At 65.1% G+C, this 16,681-nt stretch carries 19 protein-coding genes; 13 read left to right on the top strand and 6 right to left on the bottom strand.

The genetic code is table 11. The features are described 5' to 3' along the window. Positions 1-26: 26 nt before the first annotated feature. The 5 genes from HQ394_RS13785 to HQ394_RS13805 all read right to left on the bottom strand — a co-directional run bounded on the left by HQ394_RS13785 (position 27) and on the right by HQ394_RS13805 (position 4,488). A complete protein-coding gene (locus HQ394_RS13785) occupies positions 27-1,664 on the bottom strand; it encodes an alpha/beta hydrolase (RefSeq protein WP_456151439.1) in 1,638 nt (545 codons plus the stop codon). Positions 1,665-1,748: 84 nt separating this feature from the next. Next, complete coding sequence (gene mobA / locus HQ394_RS13790; RefSeq protein WP_190260713.1) at positions 1,749-2,378, bottom strand: molybdenum cofactor guanylyltransferase MobA; 630 nt, start codon at positions 2,376-2,378, stop codon at positions 1,749-1,751. 2 nt (positions 2,379-2,380) lie between these two features. Further along, complete coding sequence (locus tag HQ394_RS13795) at positions 2,381-3,661, bottom strand: molybdopterin molybdotransferase MoeA (RefSeq protein ID WP_190260714.1); 1,281 nt, start codon at positions 3,659-3,661, stop codon at positions 2,381-2,383. Positions 3,662-3,749: 88 nt separating this feature from the next. Then, on the bottom strand, positions 3,750-4,355 hold the full coding sequence (locus HQ394_RS13800) for a nitroreductase family protein (protein ID WP_190260715.1): 606 nt from the start codon (positions 4,353-4,355) through the stop codon (positions 3,750-3,752). Then, a complete protein-coding gene (locus HQ394_RS13805; protein WP_190260716.1) occupies positions 4,345-4,488 on the bottom strand; it encodes a hypothetical protein in 144 nt (47 codons plus the stop codon). The genes HQ394_RS13800 and HQ394_RS13805 overlap by 11 nt, the downstream gene beginning before the upstream one ends. Positions 4,489-4,765: 277 nt before the next feature. Here HQ394_RS13805 and gpt point away from each other — a divergent pair, with 277 nt between their 5' ends. After that, positions 4,766-5,236 (top strand): xanthine phosphoribosyltransferase, encoded by a 471-nt coding sequence (gene gpt, locus HQ394_RS13810; protein ID WP_190260717.1) that lies wholly within the window; start codon positions 4,766-4,768, stop codon positions 5,234-5,236. Between the two features lie 78 nt (positions 5,237-5,314). On the opposite strand, the gene HQ394_RS13815 is transcribed toward gpt, so the two are convergent. Then, on the bottom strand, positions 5,315-6,091 hold the full coding sequence (locus tag HQ394_RS13815; protein ID WP_190260718.1) for a TIGR04282 family arsenosugar biosynthesis glycosyltransferase: 777 nt from the start codon (positions 6,089-6,091) through the stop codon (positions 5,315-5,317). Positions 6,092-6,361: 270 nt separating this feature from the next. On the opposite strand from HQ394_RS13815, the gene HQ394_RS13820 reads away from it, so the two are divergent. From HQ394_RS13820 to HQ394_RS13875, 12 genes are all read left to right on the top strand, one after another. After that, positions 6,362-6,505, top strand: coding sequence for a hypothetical protein (locus HQ394_RS13820; RefSeq protein ID WP_190260719.1), 144 nt, complete (start codon positions 6,362-6,364; stop codon positions 6,503-6,505). Between the two features lie 181 nt (positions 6,506-6,686). Continuing rightward, positions 6,687-7,433, top strand: coding sequence for a 2,3-diphosphoglycerate-dependent phosphoglycerate mutase (gene gpmA / locus HQ394_RS13825; protein ID WP_190260720.1), 747 nt, complete (start codon positions 6,687-6,689; stop codon positions 7,431-7,433). A gap of 299 nt (positions 7,434-7,732) precedes the next feature. Further along, positions 7,733-9,100 carry a S41 family peptidase gene (locus tag HQ394_RS13830; protein ID WP_190260721.1) on the top strand — a complete coding sequence of 456 codons (1,368 nt, stop codon included), beginning with the start codon at positions 7,733-7,735 and terminating at the stop codon, positions 9,098-9,100. Between the two features lie 94 nt (positions 9,101-9,194). Next, positions 9,195-9,527, top strand: coding sequence for a divergent polysaccharide deacetylase family protein (locus HQ394_RS13835; RefSeq protein ID WP_190260722.1), 333 nt, complete (start codon positions 9,195-9,197; stop codon positions 9,525-9,527). An 8-nt stretch (positions 9,528-9,535) separates the two neighbouring features. Then, positions 9,536-10,039 carry an RNA pyrophosphohydrolase gene (locus HQ394_RS13840; RefSeq protein ID WP_190260723.1) on the top strand — a complete coding sequence of 168 codons (504 nt, stop codon included), beginning with the start codon at positions 9,536-9,538 and terminating at the stop codon, positions 10,037-10,039. A 32-nt stretch (positions 10,040-10,071) separates the two neighbouring features. Then, positions 10,072-10,863: an SDR family oxidoreductase gene (locus tag HQ394_RS13845; protein WP_190260724.1), complete on the top strand. Its 792-nt coding sequence runs from the start codon at positions 10,072-10,074 to the stop codon at positions 10,861-10,863. Next, positions 10,860-11,342, top strand: a complete 483-nt coding sequence (locus HQ394_RS13850) for a dihydroneopterin aldolase (RefSeq protein ID WP_190260725.1) — start codon at positions 10,860-10,862, stop codon at positions 11,340-11,342. Before HQ394_RS13845 ends, HQ394_RS13850 begins: the two co-directional genes overlap by 4 nt. Before the next feature lie 379 nt (positions 11,343-11,721). Further along, positions 11,722-13,665, top strand: coding sequence for an excinuclease ABC subunit UvrC (gene uvrC, locus HQ394_RS13855; protein WP_190260726.1), 1,944 nt, complete (start codon positions 11,722-11,724; stop codon positions 13,663-13,665). Positions 13,666-13,699: 34 nt separating this feature from the next. Beyond that, positions 13,700-14,314 (top strand): CDP-diacylglycerol--glycerol-3-phosphate 3-phosphatidyltransferase, encoded by a 615-nt coding sequence (gene pgsA / locus HQ394_RS13860; protein ID WP_190260727.1) that lies wholly within the window; start codon positions 13,700-13,702, stop codon positions 14,312-14,314. 45 nt (positions 14,315-14,359) lie between these two features. Next, a complete protein-coding gene (gene moaD / locus HQ394_RS20820) occupies positions 14,360-15,127 on the top strand; it encodes a molybdopterin converting factor subunit 1 (protein WP_190260728.1) in 768 nt (255 codons plus the stop codon). Beyond that, positions 15,102-15,749: an HAD family hydrolase gene (locus HQ394_RS13870; protein WP_223291586.1), complete on the top strand. Its 648-nt coding sequence runs from the start codon at positions 15,102-15,104 to the stop codon at positions 15,747-15,749. The genes moaD and HQ394_RS13870 overlap by 26 nt, the downstream gene beginning before the upstream one ends. Before the next feature lie 82 nt (positions 15,750-15,831). After that, positions 15,832-16,647, top strand: a complete 816-nt coding sequence (locus HQ394_RS13875; protein ID WP_190260730.1) for an LOG family protein — start codon at positions 15,832-15,834, stop codon at positions 16,645-16,647. Positions 16,648-16,681 lie beyond the last annotated feature (34 nt).

The raw sequence follows: 16,681 nt of genomic DNA on the forward strand, positions 1-16,681 counted from the left end.
GCCGAACGGAAATGGCTGCGCCAGATTCAACGCACTTCGCGCGCCGCGGTTCCGGCGTCCCGCCCGCGGTCTCGCGCGTCGATCGCCGTGTTGCCGTGCGGCGACGCAAACGGGACCGCGTCCTGTCGGCAGACCGTTCCNNTCTCCGGCGGCAGCGTGCCGCTGATCAGGTAACGGCTGGTCAGGGCATCGGCGCAGCTGCTGGGGTTGAGCAGCGCGGTATGGCCGTAGCCGTCAACGGTCAGCAGGCGGGCACGGGCGAGCAGGCTGGCCATGGCCAGCGAGCCCTCATAGGGAGTGTACGGATCGAAGCTGTTGCCGATCACCAGGATCGGCTTGGCGGTACGTCGATTCCACGGACCGTCGTACACATCGGCGGCTACCGCCGGCCAAGTGGCGCACGGCTCATCGTTCCATGCCCAGTTGGACCCCACATCCTCGGCGCGCTGGAAGGCGAGGACGGCAAGCGCCCGATAGAACGCCGGGTAGCGGGGATTGGGACTCTCGGCGCACTGCACCGCCAGCCTCTGTTCGCGCTCGTCGTAATCCTTTGGGCTTGGCGTGCCGCCGTTGCCGCCATTCCATAGCGTCTGCAGCAGCTCAGCCGCCGCGCTCCAGCCGGGAAAGCCCAGCCCCGCCGGGACGACCGAGAGCATGTTGGCCATGCCGCTGACGAGGGCCGCATAAGTGACGGGCTCGCCATGCAAGGGAATCGGCTGCTGGCGAATGCGCACCAGCAGGCTGGCGAACTTGGCGCGTGTGGCCGCGGCATCGGCGGTCGCGAAGGCGCAGAGATCTGTTCCCGCCTCAGTACAGCGGTCGAGGAACGCGTTGAGCACATTGTTCGAGGCAAGATCGGTGCCGAGGCGCAGCGACGTGGTGAGGAAACGCTCCCTGCCCGACGCGGTCCAGGCGCGCGGATCGATGTTGCTGTCAAGGACCATCGCCCGAATGCGTTCGGGAAACAGGTTGGCGTAGGTGGCGCCGAGCAGCGTTCCATGCGTGATGCCGACGTAGGTCAGCCGCGGCTCACCGACGGCGCGACGCAGCAGATCCAGATCACGCGCGCTATCGGCAGTCGAGAGGTGGGCAAGCAGGTCGCCGTTGCGCGCATGGCACAAGTGGCCGAAGGTGCTGTAGCTGTTGATCCAATTGCTGACCTGCGTCGGCCCGACGGGAAATCCCACCGGCGTTGAAGCAAAGAAGTCGAGAGCTTCTTGCTTGGTTGCAAAGCAGGAGATGGCGGTGCTGGCGCCGATCCCCCGCGGATCCCAGCTGATGAGATCGAAGCGCTGGCGGACCGCCAGCGGAAAGCGCTCAGACCACTTGGCGAGTGCCTGGACGCCTGATCCGCCCGGGCCACCGGGATTGAAGAACAGGCTGCCGATCCGTCGCCCCGGCTGGGTCGCCCGATGGCGGATGAGCGCCAGCGAGATCGTCGGGCCGGCCGGCTGCCGGTAATCGAGAGGCACGTTGGCACTGGCGCAGTCGAAGCCGGCCTGATCTGGTGCGGCACAGCTATGCCAAGCGAGGACCGGCACCTCCGGGGCCTCGACCGGGGCTGCCGTCGCCCCGGCATGCGCAGCCCAGCACAGCAGGGTGATTCCCGTCGCCGCAGCAATGCATAGCCGACTGCAAGCGGTCTGAATGGCGCGCATCGCCATGCTCCGTGAACCCCGCCTCGCCAAACGAGAGGATTATACCCATGGTTTTTCCCGCAGGCGACGCGAAACCTGCGGTGTGGCGAGCTACCGCAGCAGGGATTCTGCGGTAGCGAGATCCTCGGCACAATTGATGTTCAAAAAAGGGTCGACGGGAGAGGCGGCGAAGGTTACCCGCACGCCGTTCAGCCGGGCCATCAGCCGGTGCAGGCTGATGTCCGGCTCGTGAGCGAGCAGGTCGAGGGTGCTGCGGCGCGCATCCTGTGTCCACAAGGCGACGATGGGGTGATCGCGGCCCCCGCTCGCCGCGTACGCGACGGTAGCCGCAGCGGCAGCAAGGGTACACCCTAGGCGTTCCACCAGATCGTCCGGCAGCAGCGGCGTGTCCACCGGGACGCTGAGCAGTGGGGCGCAGGTTTGATCCAGGTCCTGTAGCAGGTGGAACAGCGCACTCAGGCCGGCAAGCGGACCGGTTGCCGGCCGTGAACCACGGCGGTCGGCACAGATGCGCAGACCGTAGGCGCGAAAGCGGACGTCGTCGCTGTTGGTGTTGATCAGCAGATCATCAACCTGCGGTGCCAGGCGCTCGAGCACGTGTTCGATCAGCGGCCGGCCAGCCAGGGTGAGGAACGCCTTTTCAACCATGCCGAAGCGGCGACCATGGCCACCTGCGAGGACGGCGCCAATAACCGGCTGGGCGGTGAGCTGATTACCCATCTCTACGCGATGAGCATGGCGTCGAAGGGTAGATAGGTCAGGCGACTGCCTGGCGTCACTTCGACCACTTCGGCGGCGACCATGGCGAGGCCATCGCCGTCCACCAGCGGGCGCAGGCGTGCCGAGCCGCCCCGGCCGAGTTTCTCCAGCATCGGCAGCCCTGCGGTATCGAAACCCGCATGACGAACCGGGAAAAACTCCTCGCGCCCCGGCTTGCGGCACCAGCGAAAGGCGGCAACGGCCGGCCTGCCAATGGGCGCGCTGGCGCCGGCGTGGCCGCTCAGGCTCTCGATCGCCGGGCGCCCGAGGATGAGAAAGGCGACGAAGGCGGCAAAGGCGTTCCCCGGCAGGCCGAGCCACGCTGCCTGTCCCATCAGCCCGAGCATCGCCGGCTTGCCGGGTTTGACGGCCATCCACAGCCGTGCATGGCGGTGACAGTGCTCGCGGATCAGGCGGCTGACGTGGTCTTCGTCGCCCACCGAGATGCCGCCGCTGGAAACCAGCAGATCATGCTGTTGCGCCAGCGCCCGCACTGCGGTGGCCAGATGCTGGGAGGTNNCGTCGGGCAGGATGCCGGCGTCGGTGGTCGTGGCACCCGCGGCCGCGAGCAGGGCAAGCAGCATCGGCCGGTTGGAGTCGTAGATCGCCGCCGGCTGCAGCGCGCTGCCGGCGGCGCGCAGTTCATTGCCGGTGGAAAAGACGGCAGCGCGCAGCCGCCGATGCACCGAGAGGTGCGAAAGCCCGATCGCCGCCGCGAGCGCCAGATGGCGCGNCGCATCGAGCCGCAGCCCGGCGTCGAGAATGAATTCGCCGTCTGCCACGTCCTCGCCGCTGCGGCGGACGTTGTCGCCGAAAGCCGGCTGTCGCAGCACGACGACGTTGCCGCCCTGCGCCTCGCATTGCTCCTGCATCACCACCGCATCGTAGCCAGGCGGCAGAGGGGAGCCGGTAAAAATCCGCACTGCGCCAGTGGCAGTGGCAGTGGCAGTGGCAGGCAGGCCGGGTGCGGCGCCGGCGATCAGGCGGTGCACCACCGGCAGGGTAAATGGCGGCGAGCCGCTGCTGAGCAGACGGCTGTTCACTGCGTAGCCATCTACGGCGGCGTTATCGAACCGCGGCAGTGGCACCTCTGCTGCCACCGGACGAGCAAGGATGCGCCCGCTGGCGGCGGCGAGCGGCACCTGCTCTGTCCCGGCAATGGGGGTGAGAAACGCCCGCACGCGTGCCTGCGCCTCGGCAAGCGAGAGGAGGGAGCATTCTGTTGTCCTTGTCCCGTCGCTCACGATGATCGCGCCGGCGGCAGCGATGGGTCGGCGGTGTCATCTCCCGTCCCGGTTGACGATCCCGGTGCTCCGTGCCTGCCGTCGATGGCTATGGCTGATGCTGCCGCATCGCTCCAGACGGAAAAAACGCATCGGCATGCTGCGGCGGGCGTGGCGGCGACGGGGTGGCGATGCTGCCGATACTGAGGAAACCGACGAGGATCTCGTCGAGCGCGACGCCGAGACAGGCGCGGACGAGCGGATCGCGCGCCTTCTCGCCGCTGAGCAGACTGGCGCCGTAGCCAAGGACATGTGCGGCGAGGAGCAGGTTCTGTACCGCGGCGCCGACGGCAATCAGCTGCTCATAGGCCGGTATATCGGCACGGTCGCCGCGCGGCCGGGCGCAGACGACGAGGAGCGTCGGCGCATGCAGCGCCTTGTCCCGCTCGCGAGCGAGAATGGCCTGCGGAACGTCCGGCGTCCGCCGGCGCTTAGCCTCGACGAACGCCGCGGCGAGGCGTTGGCGTCCGCTGTCCGCGACCTGGATGATCCGCCACGGGCGTAGCCCACCGTGGTCCGGTGCACTCAGTGCCGCATCAATCATCGCCGCAAGTTCCGTTGGCGTCGGCCCAGGCGGCCGCAGCCGCTTCGGCGCCACCGACCGACGCCGGTTGATCAGCGCCAGCAGTTCGCTGCTGTCACCCTCATGCGGCATCGCGCACCACGACGCTGGGCAAACGGACTCTGACGCGAACGATAGTATCGGAGGCGACGAAAAATTTCAGCTGGTCGAGGCCGGCCTTGCCTGCATCGACGCGCGGCATACTCACCACCGGATTGGTTGCCATCACCCACAGCGCCTTGGCCTCGACAATCCGCGACCGCCTCGAGCATGTCAACCGCCATCAAGCGCCTGCAGGCCCTCGCGTGCGGGCTGCCCACGTGGCGGATCCTGGTGGCGCCGGACTGGGGCGGGCTGGCGCCCATCGCCTGTCTTGCCATCGTTCCTCCCACCAACTTGTCGCTCTCTCCACCATCGCCTACGATGCGGCAGAGAGCAGCGCGACCAAGCGCCGGAGAATATTCGTAAAAGTAGTACCTTGCGGCGGCAGGGGAGGAGCACCGATGAAAAATTTACAGTCCGCGGGTGCGGTGCACGCATCCTCCTGGCACGAGATGCACCGGGAGGCCACCGATCTGGGGCAGCGGCTGGCCAGCCAGGGGCCGTGGCGCGGGATTGTCGCAATCAGCCGCGGCGGCCTGGTGCCGGCAGCCATTCTTGCCCGCGTCCTCGACCTACGGCTGATCGATACCGTTTGCATCGCCAGTTACGACGGACGCGAGAAAGGGCCGCTGGAGGTGCTCAAGCCGGCGTCGCCGGAACTGGGCGATGGCAGCGGCTGGCTGCTGGTGGACGATGTGGCCGATTCCGGCGCCACCGCCGAGCGGGCGCGGGCGATGTTGCCAAAGGCGCACTACGTCACCCTCTACGTCAAGCCGGCCGGCCGNGCGTTCGTCGACGCCTTTCTGCGCGAGGTGGGCCAGGACGTCTGGATCGATTTTCCCTGGGATCGCGATCCGGCGACCATTGGCTGAGTTGAGCATAGTGCCAGTCTTACCTGTCATCGACTGATCATCTGCGATCAGACCCACGCCTTTTGCGCCGCGCGCCAACTAACGCGTATCGCTATCCGGTTCCTCTTTGCCGAATTGGTGGGTTTCGGCGTCTTCGAACAAGGCTAGCAGATACCGGCGGGTCTCAGGCGCAGGGGAGGGTGGATGCGCCGCAGTGGCGAGGCCCGCGCCGCTGCCGAAGAGGTCCTGCCGCAGCAGGCTGAGCGCGGCGTGGTCGTCGACGTCGTACCACAGTGGCAGCATCGTCACCGGCAGGCCGAGCGAAGCGGCGCGTGCGAGCGTCTGCGTCAGGACTTGACTGGTGCTCCAGCTGATACCGTCCAACAGGGCAGGCACCACGTCCTGGTGGGCACGCCGCAGGCCGAGCAGATAATAGCCGCCGTCGATCGCCGGGCCGATGACGATGCCGTTGCCGGCCTGGCGCAACGCGGCGACTGCCGCGCCGAGCAGGCTGGGCGGCAAGGTGGGGCCATCGGCGTTGATCAGACAAAGGGCGCTGCAGCCGTCGGCAAACAGGTCTGAGGTAGCGTTGCGCAGGCGTGCCCCAAGATCGGTGCCGCGCTGCGCCAGCATGACGAAGCCCGGTGGTAGCACCGCATCGAAGGCGGCCACGGCGTCGGCGGGGGTAAAGACGGCAACCGGGCGGCAAAGGTCGGCGTCACTCACCCGCTGAATGGTCGCGGCAACGTCGGTGATGAAACAGCGGGACAGGGTAGACGCCGCCTCAGGAGAGAGCGGCGGACTGAGCCGCGTCTTGGCTTGGCCGGCCACAGGCGCTTTGCAGACGATGGCAAGGGCGATGACGTCGCTGGTCATGCGGGATCAGGCAAATTAGGCCGCGGGACGCTTCGCTCGCGGCGGCAGAGCTTACGAACGTGCACCCTATCTGGCGCTGTGTAGATGCGAAAGGTGCAATTGCATTCTGCAAAATTCGTCCTATCAGTGTGCATATGCTGCGATCCGCAACTCAAGCATTGCAGCATTGCAACATGTGCGTTCCACCTCCGCCGCGGTTGGATGCAGTCTCACCGCCGTTTCATGACGCTTGCCCGACGACCTGTGCGTGGCTGGCGGGAGGATGATGTGATGAGTGCAGAGACGATCCAGATCAAGCATGAGGAAAGCTTGGTTCAGTTGATATGGGCGCTGTTTTCGGCACTGCTGGGCGAAGCCCTGCGTCGTAGCCGCGCGACCGCCGACCCCATCGAGTCCGGATTCCTGCCGTCCTAAACGCAGCGGCCGCCGTGCCGTGCTCGGGGCTGCGACGTGGCGCTGGCCATCGCCCTCGACAGGAGGAGGGCCGGGCCGCGTCAGCGTTTGATGGGCGGGGATGAACTGGCTACACTCCCGGCCGCGAGCGACCGCGGCGGTCGCTCAAACAGATAATCGGTCAGGAGGGAGAGGGAATAAGATGGCGTCCACACTGATTTTGCTTCGCCATGGCGAAAGCGAATGGAATTTGGCGAATCGCTTTACCGGCTGGGTCGATGTCGATCTCAGCGAAAAGGGGCGAGGGGAAGCGAAGCGTTCGGGCGCCAGCCTGAAAGAGGAAGGGATCAAGGTCGATATCGCCTTTACCTCGGTCCTCAAGCGCGCCATTCGCACTCTCTGGATTGCGCTCGACGAGATGGACCAGATGTGGGTGCCGGTGGTTCGCGCCTGGCAGCTCAACGAGCGCCACTACGGCGATCTGCAGGGGCTCAACAAGTCGGAAACAGCAAAGAAATTCGGCGAAGACCAGGTCAAGATCTGGCGCCGCAGCTTCGATATTCCGCCGCCGCCGCTCTCGCTCGACAACCCGATGCACCCGCGGTTCGAACGCCGCTATGCCCATCTCGACCCGGTGGTGCTGCCGGCGACCGAATCGCTGAAGATCACCCTTGATCGGGTCATGCCGTTCTGGGCCAACACTGTCGTCCCGCACCTGCGGGTCGGTCAGACGGTCATGATTGCCGCGCACGGCAACAGCCTGCGCGCGCTGGTCAAGCACCTGAACAAAATCTCCGATCAGGACATCATCGAGCTCAACATCCCAACCGGACTGCCGCGTCTCTACAAGCTCGACGACGATCTGAATGTGCTTGAAGACCGCTATCTTGCCGACGAGGCCGCGGTGAAGGCCGCGGCGGCTGCGGTCGCCGCCCAGGGCAAGGCCTGATCGAAACCACGGCGGCAGCGTTCCGCGCTGCCCCTAATCGCTCAGTTTCGGCCGCGGGTACCCGGATTGGGTGCCCGCGGTTTTGCTGCCCATCCGGCGCCCTCTTGATTGGCAACGCCGGCAACGCATATCATGCGCCAATGAGTATCCTCCCGCTGTCGGGCCTGTCGGCGCCAGGCATCGTTTGCCATTACCTGGCCTCAACTTCCAGAAAGCGTTGTGCGTGATCTGGACCGCCTGTGGCGGGGCCGGTCGGCGGCCTCACCTCGTCCCCAACTGTAAACGCGAGAAACGACGCCATGGGCGAACGCACACGGACTTTCGGTCGCGCACTGCTGTCAGCGGCGCTGCTTGCAGGCGCCTGCTCCATAGCGGCAGCCCAGGATAAGCCTATTGACGGCAAACCCGCCGACACTAAGCCGGCCGATACCTATGAACTGCTTAATCTGTTTGGTGATGTCTTTGAGCGAGTGCGCGCCGACTACGTGGAGGAGACCACCGACGAGCAACTGATCGAGGCAGCCATCAACGGCATGCTGACCGCGCTTGACCCTCATTCCGGGTACATGAACGCCAAGCGCTTCAACGACATGAAGGTTCAGACGCAAGGGCAGTTCGGTGGCCTCGGTCTCGAAGTGACCATGGAAAACGGCGTTGTTCGCGTTGTTTCACCGATCGACGATACTCCAGCCTATCAGGCCGGGCTGGAGCCGGGCGACCTGATCACCCACATCGACGGCGAGCAGGTACAGGGGATGTCGCTGCCCGATGCGGTGGACAAGATGCGGGGCGCCGTCGGCAGCACCGTGCGCCTGACGGTCCGGCGGGAGGGCCGAGAACCCTTCGACGTGACGCTCACCCGNGGGGTGATCAAGATCAAATCGGTTCGCGCCCGGCTCGAAGGCAAAGTCGGCTATATTCGCATCAGTTCCTTCAGCGAGCAGACGGAAGACGGACTTGAAGAAGCGATTACCAAGCTGAAGCAGGAGGCCAAGGGGGAATTGCAGGGATTTGTCCTCGACCTGCGCAATAATCCCGGCGGACTGTTGTCGCAGGCGGTGGCGGTGTCCGACGACTTCCTTGATAAGGGTGAAATCGTTTCCACCCGCTCGCGCAAGCCGGACGACGCCCAGCGCTACAACGCCCGCCCGGGTGATCTCGCCGGCGGTTTGCCGATCGTCGTCCTGATCAACGCCGGCAGTGCGTCCGCCTCGGAANNACTCGTCGCCGGAGCGCTGCAGGACCAGGGACGGGCTATCCTGCTAGGGACCAAGTCCTTCGGTAAAGGCTCGGTGCAGACCGTCATTCCGTTGGGAACGCACGGCGCGATGCGGTTGACCACCGCGCGCTATTACACACCATCCGGCCGCTCCATCCAGGCCGTTGGTATCGAGCCGGACATCGAAGTGGAACAGGCGAAGATCGAGAACGTGGACGCTGGCAAGTTGCGACGCGAAGCCGATCTGCCCGGAGCACTACGCCAGGAGGGGGCACCGGCGCCGAAACCCGATGGCGGTGCGGCAAATCCTGGGGCGGCAAATCCCGATGCGGAAGGTGAGGGCGGCGCCGATCGATCGGCGACCAAGGATTATCAGCTGCAGCGGGCACTTGATCTGGTGCGTGGCTTGGCGCTTTACAGCAATCGATCATCTGCCACCACTCACTGAAACGAGCTTGATCGACGCGCGATGGGCTTGCGCAAGCGTTTGCGGCGCGTGTGGGCCGGCGCCATTGGCGACCACGAAGGGGGAGATGACGACGATGGGGGCACGCCGCAGTAACAGTGCGCGTCCCTGGCGGGCTATCGGTTTGGCGGTGGGCGTTGGCTGCGGGCTGCTGGCGCTGGTGCTGCTTGCGGCGAAACTGGATGTTCCCCGACTGGATGTGGACGTGATGCTGGACGACGTACTGGACGCTGCCGCCATTGACAGCCGGCTGCAACGCCTGGAGCAATTGGCCTGTCAACGATCGGTGGCGGTTGGGCTCGGCCAGCCGCTGCCGCTGACCTTCGCCCGCATCCAGGCCTGGGCCGAGAAGTCGACGGCGGCCGGTATCGTGCTTGCGCCGGCGACCGCGATCGTCGACAGGCAGTAGGCAAACCGATGACTGGTTCCCACGAAGCTCTACCCTATCGCCGCGGCGTCGGCGCCCTGCTGTTCAACACCGCCGGTGAGGTGCTGGTCGCTCGGCGTACCGACACTGCGGAGGCCTGGCAGTTTCCCCAGGGCGGGATCGACAAGGGCGAACGGCCGCGGCTGGCGGTGCTGCGCGAACTGGCGGAAGAAATCGGCACCGATCGGGCCGAGATCATCGCCAAGTCATCCCAATGGTACCGCTATGATCTGCCGGCCGAACTGTTGGGTCGGGTGTGGCAGGGCAGGTATCGCGGTCAGGAGCAGCGCTGGTTCGCTCTGCGCTTTCTCGGTCGTGACGCGGAGATTGATCTGAATGCCTCGTCGCACCCCGAGTTCGACGCATGGCGATGGGTGCCGTTGGCGAGCACGCCGGCCTTTGCGGTACCCTTCAAGCGCCACCTCTATGAGGCGCTGGTGAGCGAGTTTACCCCGGTTGCCCAGCGGCTGGCGGCGCAGCGGCCGTCAACCTGAGGCGACCGCCTGTATAGAGGATCTCAACGTCCGTGACCATCTCCCCGCTCGAGCGGCGGCCGCAGCCGCCACCCTGTGCGCTGGTTACCGGTGCCGCCCGGCGCATCGGTCGGGCGATCGCGCTCGATCTCGCCGCGCACGGCTGGACAGTCGCGGTGCATCACAACCGCTCCGCTGCGGCGGCGGCCGAAGTGGTGGCGACGATCCTCGCTGGCGGTGGCCGCGCGGCGGCATTTGCGGCCGATCTGCGCTCAGAGCCAGCGACGGCGGCGCTGGTCGCCGCCGCAGCCGCCGCGCTTGGACCGATCACCTGTCTGGTCAACAACGCCTCGGTGTTCGAGTACGACAGCCCGGAGACGGCAACCAGGNNGTCCTGGGACCTGCATATGCAGGTCAACCTGCGGGCGCCGTTTCTGCTCGTGCAGGGCTTTCTGCGCCAGTTGCCGGCGGAAGCGTCCGGCAACGTCATCAATATTCTCGACCAGCGGGTGTTGAATGTGACGCCCTACTTCACCTCCTATACGGTGAGCAAGGCCGGGCTGTGGACGCTGACACAAACCCTGGCCATGGCGCTGGCGCCGCGCGTTCGCGTCAACGGCGTGGGTCCAGGGCCGACGCTGCCGAGCAAGCGGCAAACGGACGAACATTTTGTTCGCCAATGGTCGCGGACACCGCTTTCCCGCCAGGTGATGCCGGAGGAAATCAGCGCCGCCGTGCGCTATCTGCTGTCGGCGCCGTCGGTCACCGGACAGATGATTTCGGTGTGCGCCGGCCAGCATCTGGGCTGGTCGCACAGCGATCGTGAACAGGGAACTCAGGAATGACCCAGCGCCCGGCCATTGATCCGCATCATGGAGATCCGCAGCACGGGGATCCGCCGCACGCGCCGCGCGGCGAGCCGGCTTCGCCGGTGCATCCTTTGCGGATCGCCGACGCGCGCAATGCCATTCGCCATGTGTTCGTCCGCGATCTCGTTCTGTCTTGCTGTATCGGCGTCCACCGGCACGAGCACACTGCGGCGCAGCGGGTACGGATCAATCTCGATCTGGCGGTGCGCGACAACCACGATCTGGGCGACGATCTCGCCAACGTCGTCTGTTACGAGCGCATCACCACCGCGGTCCGCGCCATTGTTGCCCGTGGTCATATCAAGCTGGTGGAGACCTTGGCGGAAGAGATCGCCGCCATGTGTCTGGCTGATCCACGCGTCCGCTCGGCGCGGGTGCGGGTGGAGAAGCTTGATGTTTTCCCCGATGTCACCAGCGTCGGGGTCGAGATCGAACGCTTTCCTGCGCGGGGTTGACAGGCGCTTTCATCTTAGCAGGGCGGAAAGCACGATTGAAAGGAATGCTGTTGCATTGCACCATTCGGGTAAAGCGGTTGTGCACAGCACCCCTTGGCTCTCGGTTAGGTTGACCTCGTTTGGGGTGAGTTGGCTACAGGGGTCACTCATTCGTCGCGGCGTTTATGCACATAAAGATGTAAAATCAATGCGTTGGCATTCTGGCGGCAAAACGGGCACGAGGGCGAAAAGACCATCCTTTCGGTAGTTAAGGTCGGTTCAGGTCGCATTATCTACAGCTTTATCCACAGATTCGGTGGACAACACGAGCCACCCGGTGCCAGTGATTAAGAAACCAGCGGCAGTTGACCCGTGCCCAAATGACGGTCACATCAGCAGCATGAGCGACGAAACAGCCACCTCGCGAAGCGATGCTGTCCCGTCCTCTCCGCCAGTGGCGGCTGAGGATGTGGTGCCGGCGCCGGCGGCTGCGGAAACGAGCCAGACGCGCGGCCCGGCGCGCATCGCCACCTATCTGCCGACCTTGGCCAATACCCCCGGCGTCTACCGGATGATCAACGCCACGGGCGAGGTGCTTTATGTCGGCAAGGCACGCAGCCTCAAGAAGCGGGTGACCAGCTATCTGCAGGCACCGCGGCTGGGGCCGCGGTTGCATCGGATGGTGGCGGAAACAGCGGCGATGGAGTTCGTCACCACCCATACCGAAGCGGAAGCGCTGCTGCTCGAAGCCAACCTGATCAAGCGGCTCAAGCCCCGCTACAACATCCTGCTGCGCGACGACAAATCGTTTCCCTCGATCCTGTTGACCGGTGATCACCCGTTTGCGCAGGTGGTCAGGCATCGCGGCGCACATGCGCGGAAGGGGGAGTATTTCGGCCCCTTTGCCTCCGGCTGGGCGGTCAGTCGGACGCTGGCGGTCCTGCAGCGCGCTTTTCTGCTGCGCACCTGCTCGGATGCGGTGTTTCATGCACGCACCCGACCATGCCTGCTGTATCAGATCAAACGGTGCTCGGCACCCTGCGTCGGCTATATCGACCAGCCGGCCTATGCGCAGCTGGTGGCGGAAGCACGCGCCTTTCTGCGTGGCGACAGCCAGCGGGTGCAGCGGGACCTGGCAGCGCAGATGGAGGAGGCGAGCCAGGCGCTCGCCTTCGAGGATGCTGCCCGCTTCCGCGATCGCATCCGCGCGTTGACGGCGATCCAGGCGCACCAGGACGTGAACCTGGCCGAGATCGGCGACGCCGATGTCATCGCCGCCTATCAGGCCGGGGGCAGCACCTGCGTCCAGGCATTCTTCTTTCGCGGCGGCTGCAACTACGGCAACCGCGCCTATTTCCCCGACCACACCAGCGGCGAGGAGGTGGCGGCGGTGGTGGAGGCGTTCGTTGGCCAGTTCTATACCGACCGGCCGCCGCCACCGCTCCTGCTGCTGAGCCAGCCGCTGCCGCATCAGGCGTTGGTGGCTGAGGCCTTGTCCGTCAGCAGCGGCCGCAAGGTGACGCTAGCGGTGCCGCAACGTGGCGCTAAACTGAACCTGCTGACCCATGCGCTCGATAATGCCCGCGAGGCGCTCGGCCGCCGCCTGGCGGAAAGCGCAACACAACAACGACTGTTGGAAGGGCTCGCCAGCCTCCTCGAGCTGCCGCGGCTGCCGCAACGAATCGAGGTCTACGATAACAGTCATGTGAGTGGCAGCAATCCCTTCGGGGCGATGATCGTTGCCGGCAGCGAGGGGCTGCTGAAGACCGCCTACCGCAAGTTCAGCATTCGCGGCCCGGTGACNCCCGGTGACGACTACGCGATGATGCGCGAGGTGCTGGCGCGGCGATTCGGCCGGGCGCTGCGTGAAGACCCTAATCGCGCCGATGGCCAGTGGCCGGATCTGGTGCTGATCGATGGCGGTGCCGGGCAACTGGCGGCGGCGCGCGCCGTATTCGACGATCTTGCCATCACTGATGTGACTCTGGTTGCCATCGCCAAGGGGCCCGATCGCAACGCCGGTCGCGAACGCATCTTTTGCGAGGGGCGAGAGCCCTTCTCGCCGGAGCCGCGCGACCCGGTGCTGTACTTCCTGCAGCGCCTGCGGGACGAAGCACACCGCTTTGCTATCGGCAGCCATCGCGCCCGACGGTCGGCGCGATTGACCCGCTCGGCCCTCGACGAGATTCCAGGCATCGGTGGCCACCGCAAGAAGGCGCTGCTGCATCACTTCGGTTCGCTCAAGGCGATCGCCCACGCCGGCGTTCCCGATCTTGCGGCAGTGCCGGGCATCAGTGCGTCGATGGCAAACAAAATCTATGAATGGTTCCATCTCGAGCGATAGAATGTCGTCTTGCGCCGGTGCAGCATGGACAGATATGGAACGTAATCTTCCGAACGCATTGACCGTATCGCGAGTGCTGGTCACGCCGCTGGTGTGTGTGCTGATCATGCTGTCGACGCCGACGGCGAACTGGCTGGCGCTTGCAGCTTATCTCTACGCGTGCGTCACCGACTTTCTCGACGGCTATCTGGCGCGCAGCCGCCATCAACAGTCGCACTTCGGCCGCATGCTCGATCCGATTGCCGACAAGCTCCTGGTCGCCTCGATCCTGTTGATTCTCGTTGCCGTTGACCGCCTGCACGGACTGAATCTCATTCCGGCGGCGGTGATCCTGTGGCGGGAAATCCTCGTGTCCGGCCTGCGCGAGTATCTGGCTGAGCTGCGGGTGAGCGTGCCGGTGACCCAACTCGCCAAATGGAAGACCACGCTGCAGCTCATCGCGATCGGCTTTCTCGTCGTCGGCGATGTGTTGCCGCTGACCAACGGCTTTACCGCGACGCATGTGGGCATCATCGGTTTGTGGCTGGCTGCGGCGCTCACCGTGTTCACCGGTTACGACTACCTGCGGGCCAGTTTCCGGCATCTGGTAGGCAATTCCTCACGGCCACCGGCGCCTGCCGCCAATGTCGACCAGCCGCGGCAGGTGTGATGCGAGCTCGCTTGCTGCCGGACTGTTGCAGACTTGGCTAGCGCGATGAAGATTCTTTACTTCGCCTGGGTGCGGGACAAGGCCGGCATTGCCGAGGAAGAGGTGCAGCCGCCACTCGAGGTGGCCAGCGTTGCTGCACTCGTGGGATGGCTCCGACAGCGCGGCGGTGGTCCGGCGCACGCGCTGGCCGACCTCAGCCGCATCCGCGTCGCCGTCAACCAGGAATATGCGGCCATCGATGCGCCGATTGGGCCGGCCGACGAGGTTGCATTCTTNCCCCCGGTGACGGGTGGATGTGANGCGACGAGATCGGCGGCAATGATCAGAGTGCAGGCGGAAGACTTTGATCCTGGCGCTGAGTTGAGCCGGCTGACTGCAGGACGAACCGACATGGGCGGGGTATGCCTGTTCGTCGGTCTGGTGCGCGACATGACCTCCGACAGAGTGCTCAGCGCCCTTACGTTGGATCACTATCCGGGGATGACTGAACGCGAACTGTCGCGGATTGAGTCGATCGCCCGCGCACGCTGGCCGCGCATCGAGACCTTGATCATTCATCGCTACGGCCGGCTGGCGCCCGGCGACCGCATCGTTCTCGTTGCCGCGGTTTCCGCCCACCGGGATCCCGCCTTCGACGCCTGTCGGTTTCTCATCGACTGGCTGAAGACCAGGGCGCCCTTCTGGAAGCGTGAAGAGACGCGGGCTGGCACACGCTGGGTCGATGCGCAAGATGCGGATACGGCGCGGGCGAAGCGCTGGGGCAAGGTCGACGTTGGAAGGGACGAGAATGCCAACAACGGCGAGCATGATTGAGGCAGTGTTTCTCGACTTCGACGGCGTCATCGTCGAATCCGCTGACATCAAGACCGCGGCGTTTCACGCCATGTATCGGGCGTATGGCGAAGCAGTGGTGGAGCGCGCGGTCGCCCACCATCGCGCCAACGGCGGCATCTCGCGGCGGAAGAAGATCCGTCATTGCCATCGCACCTTGCTCGGGATCGAGCTTGCCGAGGCTGACCTCGACCGGCTGTGCCACCGCTTTTCGATGCTGGTGGAGGATGCCGTCGTCGAAGCGCCACTGGTGCCGGGTGCGGGCGACTTTCTCGCTTCGCACCACCGACGGCTTCCGCTCTATGTGGTTTCGGGCACGCCGGAGACGGAACTGCTGCGTATCGTCGAGCGCCGCGACCTGGGACGGTTTTTTGCCGAAGTGCACGGCTCGCCGCGGGAGAAGCCACCGATTATTCAGGGGATTCTCGCCAAACTTGGCCTGACGCCGGAGCAGACGCTGTTCGTTGGCGACGCCCGCACCGACTACGATGCGGCCGATGCCTGCGGTGTTCCCTTCGTCGGCCGGGTGGGTACGGACGGGTTTAATCCATTTCCGCCGCAGACGCGGGTCGTCCGCGACCTTGTCGGCCTGATGCTGGCTTAAGACAGCCGGGATCGAGGTGCGAGATACCGGCGCCGTCGCCGGGGAGCGAGGTCAACGCTCGGGGCAGGGGGAGAACCGCTGGATGGCAAGCAACGACGGACGTTCGAATAAGGCCTATCTCAATCAGACCTTCCTCAGTAGCGCCGCCGCGCGACCGCTGCGCATCCTTGCCGAGTATCTGCAGCCGGAAAGCCGCTTCGAATCATTGGGGATCAGCGACACCATCGTTTTCTTCGGCTCGGCGCGTCTGATCAGCCGCGAGGCGGCTGAGGCCGCCCTCGCCAACGCACGCAGCAGCGGCGGGGACATCGCTGCGGCCGAGCAGGCGCTGGCAATGTCCCGCTACTACGAGGATTGTCGAGATCTGGCGCGCCGGGTGACCGAATGGTCGAAGAAGCTGGAAAGCAGGACGCGTCGCTTCGTCGTCTGCAGCGGCGGTGGGCCGGGGATCATGGAAGCCGCCAATCGCGGCGCATCAGAAGCAAAGGGATTGAATATCGGCCTGGGTATTTCCCTGCCTTATGAACAAAGCGGGAACCCCTATATTACCCGCCACCTGGAATTCGAGTTTCATTATTTCTTCATGCGCAAGTTCTGGCTTGTCTATCTGGCGAAGGCACTGGTTGCCTTCCCCGGGGGCTTTGGAACCCTGGATGAACTTTTCGAAGTGATGACGCTGCTGCAGACGCGCAAACTTGAGAAGCGCGTCCCTATCGTCCTGTTCGGCACGTCGTTCTGGGACAAGGTGTTGAACCTGCAGGCCTTGGTCGACTTTGGCACCATCAGCGCCGAAGACCTGACCTTGTTCTATAAGACCGACGATGTGGAGGACGCCTACAACTTCATCATCGATGAGTTGACCGAGAATGCGCTGGCCAGCCCCGGCGGTCGCTGGTGACGGCGCAGCCATAGTCCGTTAACAAAGGCCGGGA

Origin of the sequence: Defluviicoccus vanus (genome assembly GCF_014672695.1) — a bacterium.
Lineage (GTDB): Bacteria > Pseudomonadota > Alphaproteobacteria > Rhodospirillales > Defluviicoccaceae > Defluviicoccus > Defluviicoccus vanus.

What these genes read in the sequence shown, in the direction of transcription:
- mobA (WP_190260713.1), bottom strand. Translation starts at nt 2,378, where the DNA reads ATGGGTAATCAGCTCACCGCCCAGCCGGTTATTGGCGCCGTCCTCGCA.
- HQ394_RS13800 (WP_190260715.1), bottom strand. Translation starts at nt 4,355, where the DNA reads ATGCCGCATGAGGGTGACAGCAGCGAACTGCTGGCGCTGATCAACCGG.
- HQ394_RS13805 (WP_190260716.1), bottom strand. Translation starts at nt 4,488, where the DNA reads ATGGCAACCAATCCGGTGGTGAGTATGCCGCGCGTCGATGCAGGCAAG.
- HQ394_RS13815 (WP_190260718.1), bottom strand. Translation starts at nt 6,091, where the DNA reads ATGACCAGCGACGTCATCGCCCTTGCCATCGTCTGCAAAGCGCCTGTG.
- HQ394_RS13820 (WP_190260719.1), top strand. Translation starts at nt 6,362, where the DNA reads ATGAGTGCAGAGACGATCCAGATCAAGCATGAGGAAAGCTTGGTTCAG.
- gpmA (WP_190260720.1), top strand. Translation starts at nt 6,687, where the DNA reads ATGGCGTCCACACTGATTTTGCTTCGCCATGGCGAAAGCGAATGGAAT.
- HQ394_RS13835 (WP_190260722.1), top strand. Translation starts at nt 9,195, where the DNA reads ATGGGGGCACGCCGCAGTAACAGTGCGCGTCCCTGGCGGGCTATCGGT.
- HQ394_RS13840 (WP_190260723.1), top strand. Translation starts at nt 9,536, where the DNA reads ATGACTGGTTCCCACGAAGCTCTACCCTATCGCCGCGGCGTCGGCGCC.
- HQ394_RS13850 (WP_190260725.1), top strand. Translation starts at nt 10,860, where the DNA reads ATGACCCAGCGCCCGGCCATTGATCCGCATCATGGAGATCCGCAGCAC.
- pgsA (WP_190260727.1), top strand. Translation starts at nt 13,700, where the DNA reads ATGGAACGTAATCTTCCGAACGCATTGACCGTATCGCGAGTGCTGGTC.
- HQ394_RS13870 (WP_223291586.1), top strand. Translation starts at nt 15,102, where the DNA reads ATGCCAACAACGGCGAGCATGATTGAGGCAGTGTTTCTCGACTTCGAC.
- HQ394_RS13875 (WP_190260730.1), top strand. Translation starts at nt 15,832, where the DNA reads ATGGCAAGCAACGACGGACGTTCGAATAAGGCCTATCTCAATCAGACC.